This is a genomic window from Vibrio chemaguriensis (assembly GCF_012275705.1).
GTDB lineage: Bacteria > Pseudomonadota > Gammaproteobacteria > Enterobacterales > Vibrionaceae > Vibrio > Vibrio diabolicus.
Window position 1 is genome coordinate 42982 of sequence record NZ_SHOE01000020.1, and the last position, 22958, is coordinate 65939.

At 47.0% G+C, this 22958-nt stretch carries 21 protein-coding genes; 8 read left to right on the forward strand and 13 right to left on the reverse strand.

Annotated elements, in window-relative coordinates; all coding sequences use genetic code 11:
* The first annotated feature begins 15 nt into the window (after window positions 1-15).
* The 3 genes from atpD to glmU all read left to right on the forward strand — a co-directional run bounded on the left by atpD (window position 16) and on the right by glmU (window position 3371).
* Complete coding sequence (atpD, locus tag EX191_RS17390) at window positions 16-1419, forward strand: F0F1 ATP synthase subunit beta (protein ID WP_005383849.1); 1404 nt, start codon at window positions 16-18, stop codon at window positions 1417-1419.
* A gap of 18 nt (window positions 1420-1437) precedes the next feature.
* The gene (locus tag EX191_RS17395) at window positions 1438-1860 is read left to right on the forward strand and encodes a F0F1 ATP synthase subunit epsilon (protein WP_005378937.1); all 423 of its coding nucleotides are present in this window, start codon (window positions 1438-1440) and stop codon (window positions 1858-1860) included.
* Between the two features lie 149 nt (window positions 1861-2009).
* Complete coding sequence (gene glmU, locus EX191_RS17400) at window positions 2010-3371, forward strand: bifunctional UDP-N-acetylglucosamine diphosphorylase/glucosamine-1-phosphate N-acetyltransferase GlmU (RefSeq protein WP_005394079.1); 1362 nt, start codon at window positions 2010-2012, stop codon at window positions 3369-3371.
* Window positions 3372-3452: 81 nt separating this feature from the next.
* Here the strand turns inward: glmU and EX191_RS17405 are convergent, their stop codons facing one another.
* Window positions 3453-4193: an amino acid ABC transporter permease gene (locus EX191_RS17405; RefSeq protein ID WP_031780374.1), complete on the reverse strand. Its 741-nt coding sequence runs from the start codon at window positions 4191-4193 to the stop codon at window positions 3453-3455.
* Between the two features lie 114 nt (window positions 4194-4307).
* Here EX191_RS17405 and EX191_RS17410 point away from each other — a divergent pair, with 114 nt between their 5' ends.
* The gene (locus EX191_RS17410; RefSeq protein WP_047010280.1) at window positions 4308-5084 is read left to right on the forward strand and encodes a transporter substrate-binding domain-containing protein; all 777 of its coding nucleotides are present in this window, start codon (window positions 4308-4310) and stop codon (window positions 5082-5084) included.
* 45 nt (window positions 5085-5129) lie between these two features.
* On the opposite strand, the gene punC is transcribed toward EX191_RS17410, so the two are convergent.
* The gene (gene punC / locus EX191_RS17415) at window positions 5130-6335 is read right to left on the reverse strand and encodes a purine nucleoside transporter PunC (protein WP_193448144.1); all 1206 of its coding nucleotides are present in this window, start codon (window positions 6333-6335) and stop codon (window positions 5130-5132) included.
* Between the two features lie 152 nt (window positions 6336-6487).
* On the opposite strand from punC, the gene punR reads away from it, so the two are divergent.
* Window positions 6488-7390: a DNA-binding transcriptional activator PunR gene (punR, locus tag EX191_RS17420; RefSeq protein WP_193448145.1), complete on the forward strand. Its 903-nt coding sequence runs from the start codon at window positions 6488-6490 to the stop codon at window positions 7388-7390.
* A 55-nt stretch (window positions 7391-7445) separates the two neighbouring features.
* On the opposite strand, the gene ilvA is transcribed toward punR, so the two are convergent.
* Genes ilvA through ilvG form a run of 5 tightly spaced genes read right to left on the reverse strand, consistent with a single transcriptional unit; the run spans window position 7446 to window position 13745 of the window.
* Window positions 7446-8993 carry a threonine ammonia-lyase, biosynthetic gene (gene ilvA, locus EX191_RS17425; protein ID WP_104971093.1) on the reverse strand — a complete coding sequence of 516 codons (1548 nt, stop codon included), beginning with the start codon at window positions 8991-8993 and terminating at the stop codon, window positions 7446-7448.
* Between the two features lie 2 nt (window positions 8994-8995).
* A complete protein-coding gene (ilvD, locus tag EX191_RS17430) occupies window positions 8996-10837 on the reverse strand; it encodes a dihydroxy-acid dehydratase (RefSeq protein WP_193448146.1) in 1842 nt (613 codons plus the stop codon).
* A 14-nt stretch (window positions 10838-10851) separates the two neighbouring features.
* Window positions 10852-11790 carry a branched-chain-amino-acid transaminase gene (ilvE, locus tag EX191_RS17435; protein ID WP_005378953.1) on the reverse strand — a complete coding sequence of 313 codons (939 nt, stop codon included), beginning with the start codon at window positions 11788-11790 and terminating at the stop codon, window positions 10852-10854.
* A gap of 12 nt (window positions 11791-11802) precedes the next feature.
* Window positions 11803-12087, reverse strand: coding sequence for an acetolactate synthase 2 small subunit (gene ilvM / locus EX191_RS17440; RefSeq protein ID WP_005378958.1), 285 nt, complete (start codon window positions 12085-12087; stop codon window positions 11803-11805).
* A gap of 11 nt (window positions 12088-12098) precedes the next feature.
* On the reverse strand, window positions 12099-13745 hold the full coding sequence (gene ilvG / locus EX191_RS17445) for an acetolactate synthase 2 catalytic subunit (RefSeq protein ID WP_104971091.1): 1647 nt from the start codon (window positions 13743-13745) through the stop codon (window positions 12099-12101).
* 464 nt (window positions 13746-14209) lie between these two features.
* Here ilvG and EX191_RS17450 point away from each other — a divergent pair, with 464 nt between their 5' ends.
* Complete coding sequence (locus EX191_RS17450; RefSeq protein ID WP_193448147.1) at window positions 14210-15733, forward strand: YifB family Mg chelatase-like AAA ATPase; 1524 nt, start codon at window positions 14210-14212, stop codon at window positions 15731-15733.
* A 57-nt stretch (window positions 15734-15790) separates the two neighbouring features.
* On the opposite strand, the gene EX191_RS17455 is transcribed toward EX191_RS17450, so the two are convergent.
* Complete coding sequence (locus tag EX191_RS17455) at window positions 15791-16747, reverse strand: DUF2860 domain-containing protein (protein ID WP_193448148.1); 957 nt, start codon at window positions 16745-16747, stop codon at window positions 15791-15793.
* Window positions 16748-16896: 149 nt separating this feature from the next.
* Here EX191_RS17455 and EX191_RS17460 point away from each other — a divergent pair, with 149 nt between their 5' ends.
* The gene (locus tag EX191_RS17460) at window positions 16897-17775 is read left to right on the forward strand and encodes an acyltransferase (protein WP_006742920.1); all 879 of its coding nucleotides are present in this window, start codon (window positions 16897-16899) and stop codon (window positions 17773-17775) included.
* Between the two features lie 46 nt (window positions 17776-17821).
* On the opposite strand, the gene EX191_RS17465 is transcribed toward EX191_RS17460, so the two are convergent.
* From EX191_RS17465 to EX191_RS17485, 5 genes are all read right to left on the reverse strand, one after another.
* Window positions 17822-18424: a thiol:disulfide interchange protein DsbA/DsbL gene (locus tag EX191_RS17465; protein WP_005379036.1), complete on the reverse strand. Its 603-nt coding sequence runs from the start codon at window positions 18422-18424 to the stop codon at window positions 17822-17824.
* A gap of 34 nt (window positions 18425-18458) precedes the next feature.
* Window positions 18459-19445, reverse strand: coding sequence for a serine/threonine protein kinase (locus EX191_RS17470; protein WP_041853008.1), 987 nt, complete (start codon window positions 19443-19445; stop codon window positions 18459-18461).
* Window positions 19446-19498: 53 nt separating this feature from the next.
* Complete coding sequence (gene ccoG / locus EX191_RS17475) at window positions 19499-20920, reverse strand: cytochrome c oxidase accessory protein CcoG (protein ID WP_033906581.1); 1422 nt, start codon at window positions 20918-20920, stop codon at window positions 19499-19501.
* A gap of 313 nt (window positions 20921-21233) precedes the next feature.
* The gene (locus EX191_RS17480; RefSeq protein ID WP_170903500.1) at window positions 21234-21500 is read right to left on the reverse strand and encodes a YihD family protein; all 267 of its coding nucleotides are present in this window, start codon (window positions 21498-21500) and stop codon (window positions 21234-21236) included.
* A gap of 166 nt (window positions 21501-21666) precedes the next feature.
* On the reverse strand, window positions 21667-21834 hold the full coding sequence (locus tag EX191_RS17485; RefSeq protein ID WP_005379043.1) for a hypothetical protein: 168 nt from the start codon (window positions 21832-21834) through the stop codon (window positions 21667-21669).
* Window positions 21835-22130: 296 nt separating this feature from the next.
* Here EX191_RS17485 and EX191_RS17490 point away from each other — a divergent pair, with 296 nt between their 5' ends.
* Window positions 22131-22937 (forward strand): sporulation protein, encoded by an 807-nt coding sequence (locus tag EX191_RS17490; RefSeq protein WP_193448149.1) that lies wholly within the window; start codon window positions 22131-22133, stop codon window positions 22935-22937.
* Window positions 22938-22958: the final 21 nt, after the last annotated feature.

The window sequence follows — 22958 nt, forward strand, 5'->3', positions numbered from 1 at the left end:
TTTAGAGGATTAACGATGGCTACAGGTAAGATCGTACAGATCATCGGTGCGGTAGTCGACGTAGAGTTCCCACAGAGCAATGTACCTAGTGTATATGACGCTCTAAACGTAACGGACTCAAAAGAGCGTCTAGTTCTTGAAGTTCAACAACAGCTAGGCGGTGGCGTAGTTCGTTGTATCGTAATGGGTAGCTCTGATGGTTTACGTCGTGGAGTTGAAGTGGTTAACACTGGCGCTCCAATTTCAGTACCAGTCGGTACTAAAACTCTAGGTCGTATCATGAACGTCCTAGGTGACGCGATTGATGAGCGTGGTGAAGTGGGCGCGGAAGAGGTTTACTCTATCCACCGCAGCGCACCAAGCTACGAAGAACAATCAAACGAGATCGCACTTCTAGAAACGGGCGTTAAAGTAATCGACCTAATTTGTCCATTCGCTAAGGGTGGTAAAATCGGTCTATTCGGTGGTGCTGGTGTAGGTAAGACCGTTAACATGATGGAACTTATCAACAACATCGCACTACAGCACTCAGGTCTATCCGTATTTGCGGGTGTTGGTGAGCGTACTCGTGAAGGTAACGATTTCTACTACGAGATGCAGGAAGCGGGCGTTGTAAACGTTGAGAAGCCTGAAGAATCTAAAGTAGCAATGGTTTACGGTCAGATGAACGAGCCACCAGGTAACCGTCTACGTGTTGCACTGACTGGTCTAACAATGGCAGAACGTTTCCGTGACGAAGGTCGTGACGTACTACTGTTCATTGATAACATCTACCGTTACACACTTGCAGGTACAGAGGTATCGGCACTGCTAGGTCGTATGCCTTCTGCGGTAGGTTACCAGCCAACTCTTGCAGAAGAGATGGGTGTACTTCAGGAGCGTATCACGTCAACGAAATCAGGTTCTATCACGTCTGTACAGGCGGTATACGTACCTGCGGATGACTTGACTGACCCGTCTCCAGCGACAACGTTCGCGCACTTGGATGCAACGGTTGTACTTAACCGTAACATCGCTGCAATGGGTCTATACCCTGCGATCGACCCACTAGATTCAACATCTCGTATGCTTGATCCACTAGTAGTTGGTCAAGATCACTACGAAGTTGCTCGTGGCGTTCAGCAGACACTTCAGCGCTACAAAGAGCTGAAAGACATCATTGCTATCCTAGGTATGGACGAGCTATCTGAAGAAGATAAGCAAGTTGTATCTCGTGCACGTAAGATTGAGCGTTTCCTAACTCAGCCTTACCACGTAGCAGAAGTATTTACAGGTGACCCTGGTATTTACGTACCTCTAAAAGAGACTCTACGTGGCTTTAAAGGTCTACTAGCTGGTGAATACGACGACATTCCTGAGCAGGCATTCATGTACTGCGGTAGCATCGACGATGCTATTGAGAATGCGAAGAAGCTATAAGGCTAACTAGGAGGCGATATGGCAGCAATAACCTTTCACCTAGACGTAGTAAGCGCTGAGAAGAAAATCTTCTCTGGTCGTGTTGAAACGTTTCAGGTGACCGGTAGCGAAGGTGAACTTGGTATTTTCCATGGTCACACACCGCTGCTGACCGCTATCAAGCCTGGTATGGTGCGTATTGTGAAACAGCACGGCCACGAAGAAATCATTTATGTTTCTGGTGGTATGGTAGAGATTCAGCCTGGTACAGCGACTGTACTGGCTGATACCGCTATCCGTGGTGAAGAGCTAGACGCAGCGAAGGCAGAAGAAGCCAAGCGCCGCGCTGAGGAGCAAATCCAGAATCAGCATGGTGACATGGACTTCGCACAAGCGGCCAGTGAACTGGCTAAAGCCATTGCTCAGCTACGAGTTATCGAGCTGACAAAAAAGCGTCGCTAAGCTCAATTAGCAACGTTGCATGACAAAAGGCGGCCAAATGGTCGCCTTTTTGATTAATTTTAGTTGGAAATTTACCTTACTCCATTAACTATTTTAAAAGAGCTGTTTAAAATAACGGCCAATTAACATAAAACGTCAATAGGTTATCAATGAAATTCAGTGCTGTGATTCTTGCTGCGGGTAAAGGTACCCGTATGCATTCGAACATGCCTAAAGTGCTACACACTTTGGCAGGGAAGCCAATGGCAAAACATGTGATTGATACATGTACTGGTCTTGGTGCACAAAATATTCACTTAGTATTTGGTCACGGTGGTGATCAAATGCAAACCACTCTTGCTGAAGAGCCAGTAAACTGGGTGCTGCAAGCGGATCAGTTGGGAACTGGCCATGCAGTTGACCAAGCATCTCCTCGCTTCGAAGACGATGAGAAAATCCTCGTGCTTTATGGTGATGTGCCATTAATTTCAGCTGAAACCATCGAGAACTTGTTGGATGCTCAACCAACTGGTGGTATTGCACTGCTTACAGTGATGCTTGATAACCCAACAGGTTATGGTCGTATTATTCGTAAAAATGGTCCTGTTGTTGCGATCGTTGAGCAAAAAGACGCAACGGAAGAACAAAAACAAATTAAAGAGATCAACACGGGCGTGATGGTTGCGACTGGTGGGGATCTTAAGCGTTGGTTGTCTGGCTTAAACAACAACAACGCGCAAGGCGAGTACTACCTAACTGACGTTATTGCAGCCGCACACGATGAAGGTCGCGCCGTTGAAGCTGTACACCCAGTCAATGCCATTGAGGTGGAAGGGGTCAACGACCGTGCTCAACTGGCTCGTCTAGAGCGTGCCTTCCAATCAATGCAAGCTCAGAAGCTACTAGAGCAAGGTGTGATGCTACGCGATCCAGCACGCTTTGATTTGCGTGGTGAGTTGCAGTGCGGTATGGACTGTGAAATTGACGTGAATGTTATCATTGAAGGTAAAGTATCACTCGGTGATAACGTGGTTATCGGTGCTGGCTGTGTACTGAAAGATTGCGAAATCGACGACAACACCATCGTTCGCCCTTACAGTGTGATTGAAGGTGCAACGGTTGGTGAAGAATGTACCGTTGGTCCATTTACTCGCCTTCGTCCTGGTGCTGAGATGCGTAACGATTCCCATGTGGGTAACTTCGTAGAAGTGAAAAATGCGCGTATCGGAGAAGGCTCAAAAGCGAACCATCTAACTTACCTTGGTGATGCTGAAATCGGTCAACGTACGAACATCGGTGCCGGTACGATTACTTGTAACTACGATGGTGCGAACAAGTTTAAAACCATCATCGGTAATGATGTTTTTGTTGGTTCTGATAGTCAACTGGTGGCGCCTGTCACTATCGCTGATGGCGCAACCATCGGTGCAGGCACGACGCTGACAAAAGATGTTGAAGAAGGTGAGTTAGTGATTACTCGCGTCAAAGAGCGCAAAATTAATGGATGGCAGCGCCCTGTAAAACAGAAATAAGCAGTATATTCACTCTGTAGATATATTGTCAAAGCCGCTCAACAAGAGCGGCTTTGTTGTTTCTAGCTAAAGGCTTCATCGTTAGTAACTGGGAATGGCGATGCGTTTTTCGAGCCAACGAACAGCTTGAGATACAAATAGGATGAGCAACAAGTACTCCAAAACGAGGAAGGTATAAATCTCTAGGGGTAAGTACTCATTCACCACCAGCTCATTGGCACGGCGAGTCAGATCGCTCAAGCCAATCACACTAACCAAAGAACTCATCTTCAGGATATACACAAATTGATTGCCCAGTGGTGGGAGAATTTGCCGAAACGCTTGAGGAAGAATTACCAAGCGCATCTTTTGCCAATAGCTTAAGCCCAAAGACTCAGCCGCTTCATGCTGGCCACGACTGATCGCTTGTATCCCACCGCGAAACACTTCCGCCATAAACGCACTCTCAGCAATGGTCAGTGCAATGACTCCTGCCCAAAAATGATTAAGCGAGACATCCAACAGTGTTGGCATACCGTAATACACCCAAAGTAGTAAGACTAAAACAGGCACTGAACGGACTACCTCGACATAAATGCGGTTGATCCACTTCAAGTAGGGAGAGTTCGACAGAGCCGGTAGGGCGATGATTAAACCTAAGGTCATGGCAAATAACATACTGAGGAGTGATACTTGGATGGTGTCACTAAATCCGGCGATTAAAAACTTCAGATTGGTGAGTCCTTGCTCCGTGGAGGGATCGAGCACATACCAGCCCCATTGATAATCTGAGCAACCTGTGAGCAACAGCAGCGAAATCAGCCATAGAGTTCGAAAGGTCACATTTACTCCCTGAATTAACTAAAAAACTTCCATTGTTGCTGCTATGTTATCAATAGAGCTTTAATAAAGTTAATCATTAAACCGCATAAGGTCATTATTTTTAAGGGAATAAAAATGAAAAAGATTTTACTAGCGCTAGGAATGTGTTTACTTGCTGCAACTCAAATTGCTCATGCTGAAAGCCGTCTTCAATCCATTTTAGACAGTGGTGTTCTCCGTGTTGGAACGACGGGAGATTGGAATCCGATGACGATGAAAGACCCTGCAACCAACAGTTATCGTGGCTTTGATATCGACGTAACGACAGAGCTTGCTAAAGATCTCGGTGTAAAAGTAGAGTATGTAGCCACGGATTGGAAGACGCTAGTCAATGGCATTACCGCCAACAAATACGATATTACTGGCAGCGCGTCCCTGAATATGTCGCGCGCGAAAGTCGCTGGATACAGTCAACCGTATTTCTACCTTGCCTTTGTACCCGTTGTGCAAAAGAAAGATCTCGCCAAATTCTCTGATTGGGCAGATTTTAATACGCCTGATGTGAAAGTCGCGGCGACACTAGGAACGGTGCAAGAAAAAATGGTGAAAGAGTTTTTCCCGCTGGCTCAACACATTGTGATTGAAGCGCCAGCGCGCGACTTCCAAGAATTACTAGCTCGCAGGGCCGATGTATCGGTGACGTCCAATGTGGAAGCAGCGACGTTGGTGGACAAGTTTAAACAACTGGCGATAGTACCAGTGGCCGCTCCGCGTAAACCGACACCAATTGCGATGCTGTTGCCGCAAGACGATCAAGTATGGATTAATTACATCAACCATTGGGTTGAGCTGAAAAAGACCCAAGGCTTTTTCAAGCTGACTGCCAAGAAGTGGGGGTTGAAAAGCTTATAAACAAAAAGAGCCGCATTACGCGGCTCTTTTTTATTATCTGAACAATTAAAGTTCGTCTTCACTCACTACACGAGCATTGTCTGGAGTCGTGAAGTGCTGAGACAATTCACGGTTAGATAAGATGTAACCCATCCAAAGACCACCCATACAGATGATGATTGCAACGCCCGTTACCATTTGAGCTTGGCTTGCCATTGCAGCAACTAATGCGCTTGATAGACTGCTCACAGTAATTTGTAAGCTGTTTTGCAGGCCTGCAGCTGTTGCAGGGCTTTGCTTAGCACTTGCCAACGCGCGGTTTACTACGATTGGGTATAGCGCACCATTGGCTACCGCAATTAAACAGAAAGGCGCTAGAATTGGCCAGATAGAAGACAGTTCCCATTGTGAGGCAATGAATATCATTATTGCCGCGACACTAAATAGGCCAATCAATTGACGTAGAACTTTTTCATCACCAAATTTACGAACGCCGACTTTACCCAAGTAACCACCAGCCATAAACGCGATAGTTTGTGGGATAAAGCTCAAACCAATATCTTTTGCTTCATAGCCTAGTTGCGCCATGATTTCTGGCATACCAGTTAGGTAAGCAAAGAATGCAGCCGAAGCCGTCGCAAACATAAACACGTTGCCAAGGTATTTTTTAGAACTCAGCAGCGCTTTGATGTCGGTAGACATACTGGTTTGTTTGATTTCTGCTTTCTCGTCTTTTTGGGCCATTGTCGCAAAGACCAAGAAGACACCAACTAGTGTCAGCGTAATAAAGATACTGTGCCAGCCGAAGTTATCTGCCAACACTACCCCTAATTGAGGTGCTAGTGCTGGTGATAGCGCGACTAACGGCATGATCGTTGCGAAAATTTGCTGACTGCTGCTTGAGTAGCGTTTAATGACCATGGCTTGCCAGATCACGGCTGGTGCACATACACCGATAGCTTGGATAAAGCGCAGTGTCAGTAGTTGCCATACTTGGTCACAGAAAGCCAAACCGAATGACGCGATAGTAAACAGCACTAACCCGGCCGCGAGTGTATTGCGGTGGCCAAATTTATCGGATGCCAATCCCCACATTAGCTGGCCAACCGCCATACCAACTAGGAATACCGTTAAAGAGAGCGCTATTTGCTCAGGGCCGGTTGCAAAGTCGATTTCCATCGCTTTGAATGCTGGCAGATACATATCGGTAGCAACGAAGCCAAGCATCGATAATGCTGCCAGATAAATGAGCTGTAGTTTTGATATTTTCATGATTCAACCAGTCAAATTATTTAATCATTTTTTAATCAACATCAGTTGGCGCCAACCCTGATTTATTTACCTTATTATTCTATTTTTCGATTTTAAGAAAATAAAACGCTAAAATTGTTGGTTATCAATCAAATTTTTTGAAAGGTTAAATCATGTTCTCTAAAGCGTCTCTGGAAATGCTGGATACAGTTGCCCGTTTAGGCAGTTTCACCGCTGCGGCTGAGGTGCTGCATAAAGTCCCTTCAGCCATCAGTTATGGAGTAAGGCTGGTCGAGCAAGATTTAGATGTGGTGCTGTTTCGACGCTTACCGAGGAAAGTGGAGTTAACTCCAGCAGGTGAACTTTTTATGGCTGAGGCGCGCTCTTTGCTGCGTCAAATGGAAGAGGTGAAAGCACAAACACGCCGAGCAGCTCAAGGATGGAAGAGCACGTTAAAGCTGACCTTAGATAACGTGGTGAAACTGGAGAAGCTAAAACCTTTGGTGGAAGATTTTTATCGCGAGTTTGAATTTGCTGAATTGCAGATCAATATGGAGGTCTTCAATGGTTCTTGGGAGGCTATAGCACAAGGACGAGCTGATATAGTCGTTGGAGCCACGTCTGCGGTTCCCGTTGGTGGGGATTTTGAAGTCAAAGATATGGGCGTATTGGATTGGGCATTTGTGATGTCTCCCGCTCATCCCTGTGTTCGCCAACAAGTGCTTACTGAAGAGTTTGTGAGTCAATTTCCGGCGATCTGCCTTGATGATACTTCGAACGTGCTGCCAAAGCGCCATACTGGCCATTACCCTCAACAACGCCGATTGTTACTACCCAACTGGTACAGTGCAATTGAATGTTTGAAAAATGGAGTTGGCGTGGGTTATATGCCACGTCATATTGCAACGCCACTGATCAATGATGGTGTGCTGGTGGAGAAGGTGATGCCAGATGATAAGCCGCTCAGTCATTGTTGCTTGGTCTGGCGCAAAGATGATAATCATAAATTGATCCAATGGATGGTGGATTACCTAGGATCGCCTAATCAGCTGCATCAAGATTGGTTACAGTCATAAAAAAACACCTCGCAATAGCGAGGTGTTTTATTTGATATGTTTGGAGTGTGGCGTTTTATGACAGGAAGAACTTGTAAGACGGGTTGTCTGTTTCGTCTTTGCATTGATAGCCAAGTTCGCGTAAATGCGCAGAAAACTGAGCTAAATCTCCTTCATCTAACTCGAAACCACATAAAACGCGTCCGTAGTCTGCGCCGTGGTTACGGTAGTTGAACAAGCTAATATTCCAATGGGTACCAAGCGTGCTTAAGAATTTCAGCAAGGCACCTGGGTACTCTGGAAATTCAAAGCTGTAGAGTCGCTCTTTGAGTTGCTTCGATGGCTTCCCGCCGATCATGTAGCGAACGTGTAGCTTCGCCATTTCATCGTCAGAAAGGTCAACCACCGGATAGCCACCTTCACGTAGATCGTGAATGATGTTTTCCAACTCTTCTTGACCGCCTTGCAGACGGACACCGACAAAGATATTAGCGAGTTCGTCATCGTTATAACGATAGTTAAACTCCGTTACGGCACGACCGCCAATCAAGTTACAGAACTCAAAGAACGCTCCTTGGCGTTCAGGGATCGTCACTGCCAATAAACCTTCACGTTTTTCACCTAACTCGCAACGTTCTGACACATAGCGTAACCCGTGGAAGTTGGTGTTTGCGCCAGACAGTACCGTGCCTAGGTTTTTGTCTTTCAGCTTGTTCTGTTCAGCAAATTTCTTCAGCCCCGCCAGAGCAAGCGCACCCGAAGGCTCAGCAATCGCACGGGTATCTTCAAAGATGTCTTTTACGGCTGCGCAGATTTCATCACTAGAGACCGCAATATGGCCATCAATGTACTTTTGACACAGACGGAAAGTCTCTTCACCAATGCGTTTTACTGCGACGCCATCGGCAAACATGCTGACTTGGTCTAGTACGACAGGTTCACCAGCATCCAGCGCGGCTTTAAGACAAGATGAGTCTTCCGGCTCTACGGCAATGACTTTGATTTCTGGCATTAACTGCTTCACTAGTACCGCAACACCAGCGGCCAAACCGCCGCCACCGACAGGAACAAAGATGTAATCAAGGTGACCATTTTGTTGCAGCATTTCCATACCGATGGTGCCTTGACCTGCGATCACCAGTGGGTGATCAAAGGGGGGCACAAAAGTATAGCCATATTGCTCTGACAAACGTTCGGCTTCTGCTTTTGCTTCATCAAAGTTGCTGCCGTGTAGTACCACATTGCCACCAAAGCTGCGTACTGCGTCGACTTTGATATCCGGCGTGGTCTTTGGCATCACGATAGTGGTTTTGATGCCCAGCTTAGTGCCAGACAGCGCCATGCCTTGAGCGTGATTACCTGCCGATGCTGCGATGACACCAGCGGCTTTTTGTGCTTCAGTTAGGCTTGCCACCATGTTGTACGCACCGCGTAATTTAAATGAGTGCACGGGTTGGCGATCTTCGCGCTTGATTTGCACATTGTTACCAATACGTGCAGACAATCGTGGCATTTCTTGCAGTGGTGTTACTGTTGCGACTTCATACACCGGAGCGCGGAGGATTTGGCGCAGATAGTCTGCGCCAGTTTGATTTACTTTCTTTTCGGGTTGAGATTCCATCATTGCTAGCCCTCTAGCTTCGACTTGTCTCGTACTGCACCCTTGTCAGCACTGGTGGCCATGCTCGCGTACGCTTTAAGTGCAAAGGAAACTTCTCTTTGACGATCAACAGGTTTCCAGCCAAGTTCGTCTTGTTTTGCACGGCGCTCTGCCAGTTCCTGTTCAGACACTTCGAGTGAAATTGAACGGTTCGGAATATCAATCGCGATCATATCGCCCGGTTTCACCAGTCCAATAGCACCGCCGTTAGCGGCTTCAGGAGAAGCATGGCCGATAGAGAGTCCTGATGTACCACCAGAGAAGCGACCGTCAGTCAGCAGTGCACATTCTTTACCAAGGCCCATCGATTTTAGGTAAGTGGTTGGGTAAAGCATTTCTTGCATGCCCGGACCACCTTTAGGGCCCTCGTAACGGATAACAACCACGTCACCTGCTTTGACTTTGCCACCCAAGATGCCTTCCACCGCATCTTCTTGGCTCTCAAATACCACAGCCGGACCAGTGAACTTAAGAATGCTCTCATCAACACCGGCTGTCTTAACGATACAGCCATCCAATGCGATGTTGCCTGATAGAACGGCTAGGCCACCTTCTTGGCTGAAGGCGTTGTCTTTCGCGCGAATACAACCTTCTGCACGGTCGTCATCAAGGCGATCCCAACGACAATCTTGCGAGAACGCTTGGGTGGTACGAATACCAGCCGGACCGGCACGGTAGAATTTAAGTACTTCTTGGTCTTCCGTTTGGATGATGTCGTATTTTGCCAACTGCTCTTTCATTGAAAGACCCAGTACGGTGCGAGCATCATTGTGCAGTAGACCAGCACGATCTAACTCACCAAGAATCGCCATTACACCACCAGCGCGGTGTACGTCTTCCATATGATATTTCTGAGTGGATGGTGCCACTTTACATAGGTGTGGCACTTGGCGAGACAGGCGATCGATATCTTCCATATCGAAATCCACTTCACCTTCTTGCGCTGCAGCTAACAGGTGCAAAATGGTGTTGGTTGAACCACCCATGGCAATATCCAGTGCCATTGCATTTTCGAAGGCATCATAAGTTGCGATGTTGCGTGGCAACGCGGATTCGTCATCTTGCTCGTAGTAACGACGAGTCAGTTCAACAATGCGTCTGCCCGCGTTAAGGAATAGCTGTTCACGATCAGCGTGAGTCGCCAACATAGAACCGTTGCCCGGCTGAGAAAGACCCAGTGCTTCTGTTAGGCAGTTCATCGAGTTTGCCGTGAACATGCCTGAACACGATCCACAGGTTGGACATGCGCTGCGTTCGATCTGCTCGCTTTGCTCATCAGATACTTTTGGATCCGCGCCTTGGATCATTGCATCAACAAGGTCTAGTTTGATGATCTGATCAGAAAGCTTTGTTTTACCCGCTTCCATCGGGCCACCAGAAACAAAGATAACCGGGATGTTGAGACGCATGGATGCCATCAACATTCCCGGAGTGATTTTGTCACAGTTAGAGATACACACCATGGCATCGGCACAGTGCGCATTCACCATGTACTCTACTGAGTCTGCGATTAGTTCGCGTGAAGGCAGTGAGTACAGCATGCCGCCGTGACCCATTGCGATACCATCATCAACCGCGATGGTGTTGAATTCTTTCGCGATGCCGCCTGATTTTTCAATTTCACGTGCGACAAGCTGGCCCATGTCTTTAAGATGTACGTGACCCGGAACAAATTGAGTAAACGAGTTCACCACGGCGATGATTGGTTTACCGAAGTCTTCTTCTTTCACACCCGTTGCACGCCACAGCGCGCGTGCACCCGCCATGTTACGACCATGTGTGGTGGTAGCTGATCTATATTTTGGCATTTCTTAAATCCTTCTTACTTCTGTTCTGGGTACACATAGTCTAACCAGCCCCACTTATCTTCCGTGGTGCCGTCAAATAGGCCAAAGTAGGCTGCTTGTAGTTCTTTAGTGATTGGGCCGCGTTTACCTGTGCCCACTTCAATTTTGTCGATGGTTGCCACTGGCACAATTTCAGCTGCAGTACCTGTCATGAAGACTTCATCGGCAAGGTAAAGCGCTTCACGTGCAATGTTGGCTTCACGTACTTCGTAGCCTTTATCGCGTGCAATCGTCATTATCGAATCACGCGTGATGCCCGGAAGAATCGCGCTAGTTGCTGGTGGTGTGGTGATCACGCCATCTTTGATAACGAAGATGTTTTCGCCAGCCCCTTCAGATAGGTAACCATCAACGCTCAGTGCGATACCTTCGTCGTATCCGTGACGACGGGCTTCACCACCAACCAGTAGTGAAGATAGGTAGTTACCGCCGGCCTTAGCTGCTGTCGGGATGGTGTTTGGTGCCGCGCGGTTCCAGCTTGAAATCATCGCATCCACGCCTTTCTCTAGCGCTTCTTCGCCTAAGTAAGAGCCCCAAGGGAATGCCGCAATGATTAGATCCATTTCAGTGCCAACTGGTGGGCACACGCCCAAACCGACATTACCGACAAAACCTAATGGGCGAATGTAGGCGCTATCGAGTTTGTTTTGGCGCAGTGTTTCGCGGGTCGCTTCCATGATTTCTTCTACAGAAAAAGGGATCGGGAAACGGTAAATCTTGGCGGAATCTTTTAAACGTTGTGCATGCTCACGGTGACGGAAGACAATTGGACCTTTTGGTGTGTTATAACAGCGCACGCCTTCAAACACGGATGTACCATAATGCATTGCGTGAGTTAGAACGTGCACGTTCGCCTCTGCCCATGGAACCATCTCACCATTAAACCAAATGAAATCTGCAGTTTTCGTTGCCATTTGTTGCCTTCCTTATGCACTTACGTGTTGTTGTAAGTTGTGATTTGGCAGTTCATCGTTGCGGATTTTTAGCACCTCAACCTTACGAACGTCCCACAACTTCTCTATTTGATTGATCAAAAACGAGATTGGTCGATCGCTGTCGACGATGATCTCGACGCTGGCTACTTTGCTTTCGTGGTTTTGCGTAGCAGCGACTTGTTTGATCACGAAGCCTCGGTGACGAATCACACGTAGAACGCGCTCCAACAGTACCGGTTTGTCATCGGCTTTGATGTCGAGTAAATATCTGTCCATGCGATTGTCTCCTATGTATTTTCCAACATATCACTGTTTGATGCGCCAGGTGGCACCAATGGCCACACGTTTTCTTCTTCATCAATCAAAACGTGAAGCATGTAAGAAGTTTCACTCGCTAGCATCTCTTTCAGCGCTGGCTCCACTTCTTCTTTCTTGGTGATGGTCTTGCCCGGGATATCGAACGCTTTTGCTAGCATCACGAAATCTGGGTTGTCATCAAGAATGGTTTCACTGTGGCGACCGTCGAAAAACAGCGATTGCCATTGGCGAACCATGCCAAGACGTTGGTTATTAAGAAGGACAATCTTCACAGGGATCTGACGACGCTTCAGCGTGCCCAATTCCTGTACGTTCATCATAAATGAACCGTCACCTGTAATAAGGATAGACTGATCATCAGGACGTGCGACTGCTGCACCCATCGCAGCTGGCAAGCCAAAGCCCATGGTGCCAAGGCCAGCAGAAGTGATGAAATTTTGTGGTTCGCGTGGCTGGATATGTTGCGCTGCCCACATCTGGTGCTGACCTACATCAGTCGAGACAATTGAGCTGTCTGGCATCATGTCTGACAGTTGTTTAAGCAATAGCGGTGCGTAGATTAACTCGCCCGGGTGGTCGTAACGCCACTTAAAGCCGCTGCGCAGACTTTCACTGTGATGAACCCACGGTGAGATATCTTGAGTCAGCTCTAGCTGAGGAAGAATGGTGTTGATGTCGCCACGTAATGGTGCGTTGGCGTGGCGCAGTTTATGAATCTCCGCAGCATCAATGTCGATGTGAATCACTTTCGCATTTGGTGCAAACGTGTCGAGCTTACCCGTCACACGGTCATCAAAACGCGCACCAACCACAATCAATAGATCGGCTTCTTGAACCACTAGGTTAGCGGCTTTGGTGCCGTGCATGCCCAACATACCAAGATAGTGAGGGTCATGGCGTTCAATGGTACCGAGGCCTTTTAGTGTGCTAACTGCTGGCATTGGGTTTAAGCGAAGGAATTCGCGTACTGCATCGGTTGCTTTCGCGAGTTGCACGCCACCACCAACATACAACACTGGGCGAGTTGATGCTGCCAGTACATCTTGCGCACGTTTGATATCTTCAGCGCTGACATCTTCGATTGCAGGCGCTACGTATGGAGGCAGTAGATCTGTTGGGGTTTGAGACAGTTGAACGTCTTTGGCGATATCGACAATGACTGGACCCGGACGACCCGTTTTGGCCACTTCAAACGCTTCGGCTAGCGTTGGCGCCAGGTCTTCAATTTCGGTCACGAGATAGCTGTGCTTAGTACAGGCTAGGGACATTCCGATCACATCCATTTCTTGGAATGCATCGGTACCGATATGAGAGCTAGCAACCTGGCCTGTGATGGCAACTAGAGGTACGGAGTCAAGGAAAGCGTCGGCAAGGCCGGTAACAAGGTTAGTGGCCCCTGGGCCGGAAGTTGCCATGCATACAGCAACGTCTTGAGTGGAACGAGCCATACCAATTGCGGCCATGGCGGCCCCTTGCTCATGACGGCATAGGATGTGCTCCACCCCTCCGTCATACAAAGCATCGTAGATTGGCATGATGGCCCCGCCAGGGTAGCCAAAAACGGTTTCGATGCCTTGCTGTCTTAAAGCGGCTACGACAAGTTGTGCACCAGTCATCGTAAACCTCCTTTGCTACGTTGTGGCTCGTAGCGATTGCCATATTTATTGCACTTCATGTGCACTCCCATTCTTCCCGTTAAACTGTCCGAGGGTTAGACAGATGACAACTTGTAGTTGTAAAAAAACCCCCGGACTTTTCAGTGCGGGGGTTTTTTGTAATTTGTGGTTACCTTTCGCCCACAATACCCCGCGCGGTGCCAATAATGACCACGATAATCAGGGCTAGCAGTGCGTTGATATGAGCGAAAAGGTTCATCTGTCTGTCGTTCTTTTTTCGTTAAAAAATGTTGTGTAATGTTCTACGAAATTGTTTGCGTCATTAGTGGTATCACACAATTCCGCTGCATGACAAGCAAAAAGTCATTCTTTTTTCACATTAACTCTCAATTGGGACGCGGTATATAACATAACCAACTAGATAAAACATTTGTTTACAGAGTGTTCAATAAATTGAGGAACGTATGGGGCTGGCAATCATTCATAGTCGAGCAAGCGTCGGGGTGCAAGCGCCATCGGTTAGTGTAGAAGTTCATATTAGCAATGGTATGCCCGGGTTTACCTTGGTAGGGCTGCCAGAGACGACGGTAAAAGAGTCCAAAGATCGCGTTCGTAGCGCGATCATTAATTCTAATTTTCAGTTTCCAGCTAAGCGGATCACCGTTAATTTAGCTCCAGCAGATTTGCCCAAAGAGGGAGGGCGTTTTGATCTTCCTATCGCATTGGGGATTTTGGCCGCTTCGGAGCAAATCGCGACAGATAAGCTTAAAAACTACGAATTTGTTGGCGAGTTAGCGCTATCTGGTGGTCTGAGACCTGTAAAAGGTGTGCTGCCTGCTGCGCTGGAAGCCAGTAAGATTCAACGTCATTTAGTGGTCCCACATGTGAATGGCGATCAGGCGGCGCTGGTGGGGAAGGAACAACATAAATCGGCCCAATCATTACTGGAAGTATGTGCCGAGCTTTGTGGCCAACATCGGCTGAATCTTTTTCAAACGCCTAAGCGCAAAATAGTCGAAAAACATGGTCGAGACTTACAAGATATTATTGGCCAACAACAAGGTAAGCGCGCACTGGAGATTGCTGCCGCTGGAAACCACAACTTACTTTTCCTTGGCCCGCCAGGTACTGGAAAAACGATGTTGGCTTCGCGTTTGTGTGACTTATTACCGGAAATGAGTGACGAAGAAGCAATGGAAACCGCTTCGGTGGCATCGTTGACTCAGAGTGAAATTAATGAGCATAACTGGAAGTCGCGTCCGTTTCGTTCTCCGCATCATTCAAGTTCAATGGCTGCATTAGTTGGCGGTGGCTCGGTACCCAGACCCGGGGAGATCTCTTTAGCCCACAACGGCTTGTTGTTTCTCGACGAAATGCCCGAATTTGACCGAAAGGTGCTGGACTCGTTACGCGAACCGCTCGAATCTGGTGAGATCATTATCTCTCGAGCGCAAGGTAAAACACGCTTTCCGGCTCGCTTCCAATTAGTTGGAGCATTGAACCCAAGTCCGACAGGATATTATGAAGGCAATCAAGCGCGCACCAATCCACAAGCCATTTTGCGCTACCTTGGTCGATTATCTGGACCACTGTTAGATCGCTTTGATATGTCTTTAGAAATCCCAGCTTTGCCCAAAGGGACATTAGCAGAAGGTGGTGATCGCGGTGAGCCGACCGCTATCGTTAAAGAACGTGTGAATCATGCGCGTACCAATATGTTGAACCGCAGCGGTAAGGTAAATGCACTGTTAGGCAGTCGAGAAATCGAGGCGTTTTGCCCCTTACACCAAAGTGATGCGGAGTTTCTTGAAACCGCTTTACATCGTTTGGGGCTTTCGATTCGCGCGTATCATCGCATTATCAAAGTAGCACGAACGATAGCAGATCTTGATGGGGCGGAGCAGATTGAACGAGCGCACTTAGCCGAGGCGCTTGGGTATCGAGCGATGGATCGCTTACTGAAACAACTCACGGCGCAAGCGGTATAGAGACGTGCAAATATCACCGCAACAAGTGTTGTAAGTGCCTTGTTGCGATGAAGGACGTTAGAAGGTGTAGTTGAGACCAAGAGACAACAGGTACTCTTTCTCATCATAGAACGTGATATTTGAGTCTGTTTGGCTGTAGCCGGCTAAAGAGATGAACGACCAGTTTTGCCAGTCAAATACGTTTTGATATTCATAGGCTGCAAATAGGCTGACGGTGTCGTCATTTCGTATTTTAGCAAAAGTTTGGCTAGCGGCTTGATAGTCTTTCCATGCATAACCTGCGGTGAGGGCCAACCGATGGCGGTTGATAAATTTAAACCAACTGATGTCAAACCCGTACGAATCAAATGATTCCGCCTTACCGTCGGCATCTTGATTAATGTAGGTAAACGCCGGTTGCAACATGGATGTTTGATTAAGTGAAATCCGATAGTCACCTTTAACGTAGTAAAGGCTCGCATCGCGAGCGAGTGAACGGTCCGTTACTTCTTCTTGCTCAATGTCTTTATCAGCATAAGCGAGATCAAGGTTGAAGTTTTTATCAATCAATCCCTTGATTTGAAAGCGATAGGCATTGCCGTCCACATCTGTTTCTTGACGGGCGATTCCGACTTGATATGGGTTACGCCAAGTTTCACTTTTGAGCACGGTCGGTAGATAGGAAATATCGAGCACGGTGCCGGATGGCAACTCGTGTTGATAGCCCAGCTGAAAAGCGAGTGTACCAACCGCGACATCGGAACGTGTGGTACCCGCGTACACTTGGTGATTGAGTCGGTTACCAAAAGTGTAAGTAATGCTTCCTAGCGGCGCAGCGATAACGGAGCTGTCACTATCGGCGCGCTTATCGAGAGAATCGATGGTGTTACTATTTTCCGTATTGAAGTTGGATTCTGATGATACAAATCCGGCATTCAGCGAAATTTCACCGCCAAAACCTGCGGTTTCAGCGAGTTGAGCCTGAGCAGAACTGACGACAAAGGCCAAAGGCAAGAGAATTAGCCTTGGTTTCATTCGTTATCTCCTTATTGTCGAATGAGTGGTGCAAATATTGGTTGAGGTAACAAATCTGACCATTCCCACGCATATTCCAATGTGGCAAAGGCGCAGTATAATTACACGCTGTTTTATTCTTCACACATTATCACTGTTGTTTGACTATCATGTTGGCATATTTGTTATTTTTTTTTAACGCTTCTTTTGTGATTCTCAATTCTGCGCTGTGTTCAATCGCAATTTGTATTATCGCTGTGTTTAAAGTATTGCTTCCAAGCGTGGAGCTAAAAGCGAAAGCGACCGCTTGTGCCAACAAGGTGATGTGGTTATGGGCTACCGTTAATGCGGGCATTCTGGCGGTTTCTAACCGTGTTGACTGGGATGTTCAGGGCGGTGAGGCGCTGAAAAAAGACGGGTGGTATCTGTTGATCAGTAATCATCTCAGTTGGACCGATATTGTGGTGCTTTGCTGCGTGTTTAAAGACCGCATACCTATGCCGAAGTTTTTCCTCAAACAACAACTGTTGTATGTGCCTTTCATTGGGATGGCGTGTTGGGCGCTCGACATGCCATTTATGCGTCGTTATTCGCGAGAGTATCTGATCCGCAACCCGCACAAACGAGGTCAAGATTTAGAGACGACACGTCGCTCGTGCGCCAAGTTCAAACATGCCCCAACCACAGTGGTTAATTATGTCGAAGGCACTCGATTTACCGAAGAAAAACAGCGTAAGAGCAAGACGAGCTACCAATATTTGCTGCAACCAAAATCGGGCGGGATCGCATACACGTTAGCGGCAATGGGGGAGCAGTTCGAGAACATTATCGATGTGACGCTTGCGTACCCAGAAAATACAAATAAGCCATTCAAGGATTTATTAATGGGCCGAATGGGCAAGGTTGTTGTGCGTGTGAATGTGTTGCCCGTCGATGAACGAGTGCTTGGTGATTACTTTAACGATAAGCCCTATAAGCGACAATTTCAGCAATGGTTGGGTGATGTGTGGCAAGAAAAAGATCGGTTGCTACAAGAGATTTACAAATAAACAAAAGGGGAGCGATGGGCTCCCCTTTTGATTGATATCGATGCGCTTATTTTAGTGTCAGCAAGTAGTTCACCAGAGAGAAGTACTCATCCATCGTCTTGATGCTTTGTGCTTGAACTAGGTATTTGTTGTTAACGATAACCGCAGGAACGCCGGTTAGACCGCTGTTTTCAAATTGCTTGTCCATACGGCGAACCATGGAATCAACCGCAAAGCCTTTGAATGCTGAGTCGAATTTCTTCGCGTCTACACCTTCATCAAGGAAGATTTGACGAAGTTCTTCATCGTTACGTGGCGCCTTCTTTAGATTGTGGATGCGGTTAAACATCACTGGCACCATTTTGTCTTCCACTTTTAGTGCAACCATGGTCGCGTAGGCTTTGCTCATTGATGGGCCCATGTTGCCACCCATGAAAGAAACGTGGTTTTTTAGTAGTTTAGTGCCTTCTGGCAACTGCTTTTTCAGTTGCTGGATAACAGGTTCAAAGCTATTACAGTGCGGGCAGTAGAAAGAGAAAAACTCCGTCACAAGAGGTTTTTTTGATGCCTCAAGATCCAATACTTTGTAATGTTCACCTTCTTTGAATTGCGCAGCATGTGCCGACAGGCTTAGCATCAGCATAGAAAACAGTGCGAACAGTTTTTTCATCGAAATATCTCCATTTTTGAATTTGTGGCCTGACTTACCATTGAGGCATTAAAGACAGCGGTGCTTCTTCTAGAGCGGCGATCTGCTCTTTAAATGCAAGGACCTGACCTTCCCAGTATTTTGGCTCATTAAACCATGGAAAAGCGAGAGGAAACGCAGGGTCATGCCAACGTTTTGCTAGCCATGCCATATAGTGCACCATTCGTAGACCGCGAAGTGGCTCAATTAGTTTCAATTCTGCGGGGTTAAAGTCGCAAAACTCTTGATAAGCTTCTAAAACAATATCCAGCTGCATCAGTTTGTCTTGGCGTTCACCGTTCAGTAGCATCCATAAGTCTTGTACTGCAGGGCCGTTACGAGCGTCATCCAAATCAACAAACATAGGGCCATCTCGCCACAAAATATTGCCTGGGTGGCAATCGCCATGCAAACGAATGATATTGAAGCCTTCTTGCCAGTGGCTTTCAATTGATTTGATCAGCATATCCAAGTCATTGAAGAAGCTGTTCTCCAAGTGCATTGGAATCATGTTGGCGTTTTGCAGAATCTCTCTTGGTTGATACAGGTATTCTTGCAATCCAATCGTTGGGCGATGTTGGAAGGCTTGGCGGCTACCCACTTTGTGGATGCGACCAAGGAAACGCCCTACACCTTCGAGCTGATCTAAGTTGTCAACCTCGTACTGGCGACCACCTACGCTCTCAAACAGCGCAAAGGCATAGCCTTGATAGTGATGCAGGGTTTCACCGTTGATGCGCACAGGTGGTGCGACGGGGATTTCGTTGCCAATTAGTTCTAAAGTGAAATCGTGCTCCTCTTGGATCTGTTCGTTGCTCCAACGTTCAGGGCGGTAAAACTTGACGACATAACGACGACGCTCTTCGTCAGTGAATTGATAAACACGGTTTTCGTAGCTATTGAGGGGAAGAAAGCCTGATTCTGCGCGAACGCCGATGCTTTCTAACGCGTACCACATGAAGTCTGGGGTAAGGGCGTCAAAGTTAAACATGCTTTGGGACATATAAACAAAAAGGCTCATTACTGAGCCTTTTTCCATTAGTCACTGAAGTAGCGCTATAGTTTTTTAATAAAACGGCTTTCTACTTCAATGGTGAATTCGTTGCTCTTATCGGTGAGTATAAACTGAATTGTCGTAATCGCAGAGTTTAGCTTGTCAGGATCGGCGCCAAGACTCATTGGTAAGTTCAATACCTCACCTGGCTGTACCTGAATTGTCTGCTTACCATACCAGCTTACATCGGATAGCCCTTCAACATCCAACGAGTACTCTTGCACTTGCTGGGTTTTGTTGATTACTTTGAGGGTGTAGGTGTTTTCTACTTCGCCTGAGCTATTTACTCGGAACAGTTGGTTACGGTCGCGAATAACACTCATGCCTGCTGGGTCTACCGCTGCAATTTGGGCAAAGAAAAGACCGACCATGACGAGTAGTACGGCACCATAGCCCAGCAGCTTCGGACGCATGACTTTGGTACTCTTACCCGATAAGCGATGCTCTGTGGTGTAGCTGATTAGTCCTTTCTCGTAACCCATGCGATCCATGGTGTTGTCACACGCATCAATACAGGCACCACAGTTAATACATTCATATTGTAAGCCGTCACGAATATCGATACCTGTTGGGCACACCTGCACACACAAATCACAATCAATACAATCACCCAAACCAAGTTGCTTTGGATCGGCTTTGCGTGGACGTGGACCACGTTTTTCACCACGTTTTGCATCATAGCCAACGATAAAGGTGTCTTTATCGAACATGGCAGACTGGAAGCGCGCGTAAGGACACATGTGAATACACATGATGGAACGCATCCAACCAGCATTACCATAAGTACAAATGGCAAAGAACATTACCCAAAAGACAGGCCAGAAGTTGGCGTTAAAAGTGAAAAAGTCGATAACCAATTGCTTCATTGGAACGAAGTAGCCAACAAAAGTAAAACCAGTGGCGAGCGCAATGGCAAACCAAGCGATATGTTTGACGGTTTTACGCATCGCTAAATTCGCCGTTAGCTTATTGGAGTCCTGCTTACGACGCTTATTGGCGCTGCCCTCTAGCTTCTCTTCAAACCAGATATACATGAAGGTCCAGACGGTTTGTGGGCAGAGATAGCCACACCAAACTCGACCTAAGAAGGTGGTAATAAAGAACAACCCAAACGCCGCGATCACAAATAGCAAGGCGAGTAGGGTAAGATCTTGCGGATACAACGTGGTACCGAAAAAGTTGAACTGCTGGTTGCCAATATCGAGCAAGATCGCTTGACGTTCACCGTAAGGAATCCACGGTATCAAAGCGAAGAGAAGCAGTAAGAACCAACCACCGTAACGACGCAGTTTCTGGTAAGTCCCTTTGCTTTCGCGTACATAGATGCGATTACTTGGGTTGAACCGATCCCCATTCCCTTTATGAGTCTTGGGGTTGTAGGTTTTAGGAGTCACATCTTTGATATCGATCTTATCCTGACTCATGCACTCATCCTTCTTAGGCTTTTATAATGTACGGCGTCATTTCTATTGATGTCGCTCGATGACATTGCTACTTCGTCCTTATCATAAATCATGACCGGACATAATTATTTTAGTAAATACTGATGAACGGCGATTATACAATCAATAACAATTCCTTTTCTTTAACGCAGTCAACGTTTAACAACAAAAGTCAGTACAGTTAACCTGATAATTGGCTGAACAGTTATAACCAACTGTGGGACTAAAAATTTTAGTTATAAAAAAGCGACTCATTTGAGGGAGTCGCTTAAAGAATACTGGGCTGTTGAACCGGTTATTTGATGATGCCACGAGCGCGCAGAATCGCAGTTTTAAAATCATCTTCTTGGTCTTTCTTAAGACCTGGGATCATTTCGTCTTTGCTGCTGTTACGCATTTTAAGGTGGTAGATCAGCACGTCGTCGGTCAGATCTTCTAGCTTGCCTTCGTAGCCTGATTCTTTCGCTAGCTTCACGATGAACTGCAGTAGGTTCATTTCTTGGTCTTTATGCCATTCAGGCTCTAGTAGCTCAAGCAGCTCTTCAATGCGATGACACTTCATTTCTTTCTCCACAGAATTTATAGGTGTAATTAGCTGTAAAGGTACCAAATTGCTTTGCGAAGACCAAATAGGAAAAACTATCTATTTCACTGTGTTTTGCTCTAAGTCGTTGAGGTGGTTTGAGTCGCGTGCAAAGAAAAAAGCGCAGCTGGCGCCGCGCTTTTGATTAAGCTGCTTTGATAACTTTGGCCGGAACACTCGACATCATTGCTGTCTTCTCAACCAATGTCATTGCTGGCGCAACTTGCTTTGCCTTTGGTGCAGTAGTAAAGCCACTGCGGCGGCGCATTGCACTAGTATTAGTGTGTGCGAACCTGACTGTTGTTGGGCGCATTAATTTACCTAACTGTCAGGCATATCCATTGCCGATGTAATGGCCTGAATCATTATGAGCTAGGCTCCAACAAGATTGAAGAATCACTCTTCTGGCTCTCGCCAATCCAGTTAATGAATCAGGAATACCGATATGCATGCATATCACGTATAAGATTAGCATCCTTGTAATAATTGGTCGATAGTTGAGCAATTGAATTGTTTAGATTTTGTCATTTTGTCGCGATGATCGAGGCAATTTTTGTTTGATCCCTCGATCAGCAGTAGTAGTATGAGATCTCGACGAAGGAGGTGCCTATGTCATTTTTGAAGAAGACACTTGCCAGTTTTGGGATTGGGAGCGCTAAGGTCGACTCAATCCTAAATCAAGACGTGCTATATCCTGGTCAAAGTGTGGATGTGTCTATCCATGTTTATGGTGGTGCCACTGAACAAGCGATCGACAATATCGATTTAAAACTGTGTTGTCGCTATATCGCGGAAGCTCCTGATGACCGTGGTGCGCGAGAAGGACACAGCATGCGCCGAGTACCTCAGACTCATGTGCTTGCTAAGTGGAGCCTCCCTTATGCGTTTACCATCCATTCCGGCGAAGAGCGTACCTTCGATGTTCAGCTCGATGTGCCTTGGAATACGCCTGTCACCATTGGTGACGCCAAAGTGTGGCTCGAAACCGGCTTGGACGTTGCTGCTGCTTTAGACCCAACCGATAAAGACATCCTCACAGTTCGACCTGATCCACTAATGGATGCGGTGTTATCCGCATTTGAAGCGCAAGGTTTGCGTATTCGCCAAGTGGAGTGTGAGGAAGTAAAAGGGTTCGACCTGCCATTTGTGCAAGAATTTGAGATGGTGCCGACTGACGGGCCATACCATGGCGTGTGGCGTGAGTTAGAATTTGTCGCTCACCGTGACGAGCAAGAACTCAAATTATGGTTTGAAGTTGACCGCACACGCAAGGGCGAGGGTGGCATGCTCGCAAGCTTACTGGGTAGCGGAAAACTCAAACGAGAGTTGACCATTCCAGCCACGACTAAGCTTGATCAAGTGGGTGAACTTGTACTTAATTATCTCGATCAAACCACGGCCGTTCATGAGTCTTAATTTAAGCTTACACGTGTAAGC

Bases quoted from the DNA above. Each gene is read 5' to 3' on its own strand.
- EX191_RS17460 (WP_006742920.1), top strand. From the start codon at position 16,897: ATGTTGGCATATTTGTTATTTTTTTTTAACGCTTCTTTTGTGATTCTC.
- ilvE (WP_005378953.1), bottom strand. From the start codon at position 11,790: ATGGCAACGAAAACTGCAGATTTCATTTGGTTTAATGGTGAGATGGTT.
- EX191_RS17410 (WP_047010280.1), top strand. From the start codon at position 4,308: ATGAAAAAGATTTTACTAGCGCTAGGAATGTGTTTACTTGCTGCAACT.
- glmU (WP_005394079.1), top strand. From the start codon at position 2,010: ATGAAATTCAGTGCTGTGATTCTTGCTGCGGGTAAAGGTACCCGTATG.
- punC (WP_193448144.1), bottom strand. From the start codon at position 6,335: ATGAAAATATCAAAACTACAGCTCATTTATCTGGCAGCATTATCGATG.
- ilvD (WP_193448146.1), bottom strand. From the start codon at position 10,837: ATGCCAAAATATAGATCAGCTACCACCACACATGGTCGTAACATGGCG.
- ilvG (WP_104971091.1), bottom strand. From the start codon at position 13,745: ATGACTGGTGCACAACTTGTCGTAGCCGCTTTAAGACAGCAAGGCATC.
- EX191_RS17470 (WP_041853008.1), bottom strand. From the start codon at position 19,445: ATGTCCCAAAGCATGTTTAACTTTGACGCCCTTACCCCAGACTTCATG.
- atpD (WP_005383849.1), top strand. From the start codon at position 16: ATGGCTACAGGTAAGATCGTACAGATCATCGGTGCGGTAGTCGACGTA.
- EX191_RS17450 (WP_193448147.1), top strand. From the start codon at position 14,210: ATGGGGCTGGCAATCATTCATAGTCGAGCAAGCGTCGGGGTGCAAGCG.
- EX191_RS17465 (WP_005379036.1), bottom strand. From the start codon at position 18,424: ATGAAAAAACTGTTCGCACTGTTTTCTATGCTGATGCTAAGCCTGTCG.
- EX191_RS17480 (WP_170903500.1), bottom strand. From the start codon at position 21,500: ATGAAGTGTCATCGCATTGAAGAGCTGCTTGAGCTACTAGAGCCTGAA.
- ilvM (WP_005378958.1), bottom strand. From the start codon at position 12,087: ATGGACAGATATTTACTCGACATCAAAGCCGATGACAAACCGGTACTG.
- ccoG (WP_033906581.1), bottom strand. From the start codon at position 20,920: ATGAGTCAGGATAAGATCGATATCAAAGATGTGACTCCTAAAACCTAC.
- punR (WP_193448145.1), top strand. From the start codon at position 6,488: ATGTTCTCTAAAGCGTCTCTGGAAATGCTGGATACAGTTGCCCGTTTA.
- ilvA (WP_104971093.1), bottom strand. From the start codon at position 8,993: ATGATGGAATCTCAACCCGAAAAGAAAGTAAATCAAACTGGCGCAGAC.
- EX191_RS17395 (WP_005378937.1), top strand. From the start codon at position 1,438: ATGGCAGCAATAACCTTTCACCTAGACGTAGTAAGCGCTGAGAAGAAA.
- EX191_RS17485 (WP_005379043.1), bottom strand. From the start codon at position 21,834: ATGCGCCCAACAACAGTCAGGTTCGCACACACTAATACTAGTGCAATG.
- EX191_RS17490 (WP_193448149.1), top strand. From the start codon at position 22,131: ATGTCATTTTTGAAGAAGACACTTGCCAGTTTTGGGATTGGGAGCGCT.
- EX191_RS17455 (WP_193448148.1), bottom strand. From the start codon at position 16,747: ATGAAACCAAGGCTAATTCTCTTGCCTTTGGCCTTTGTCGTCAGTTCT.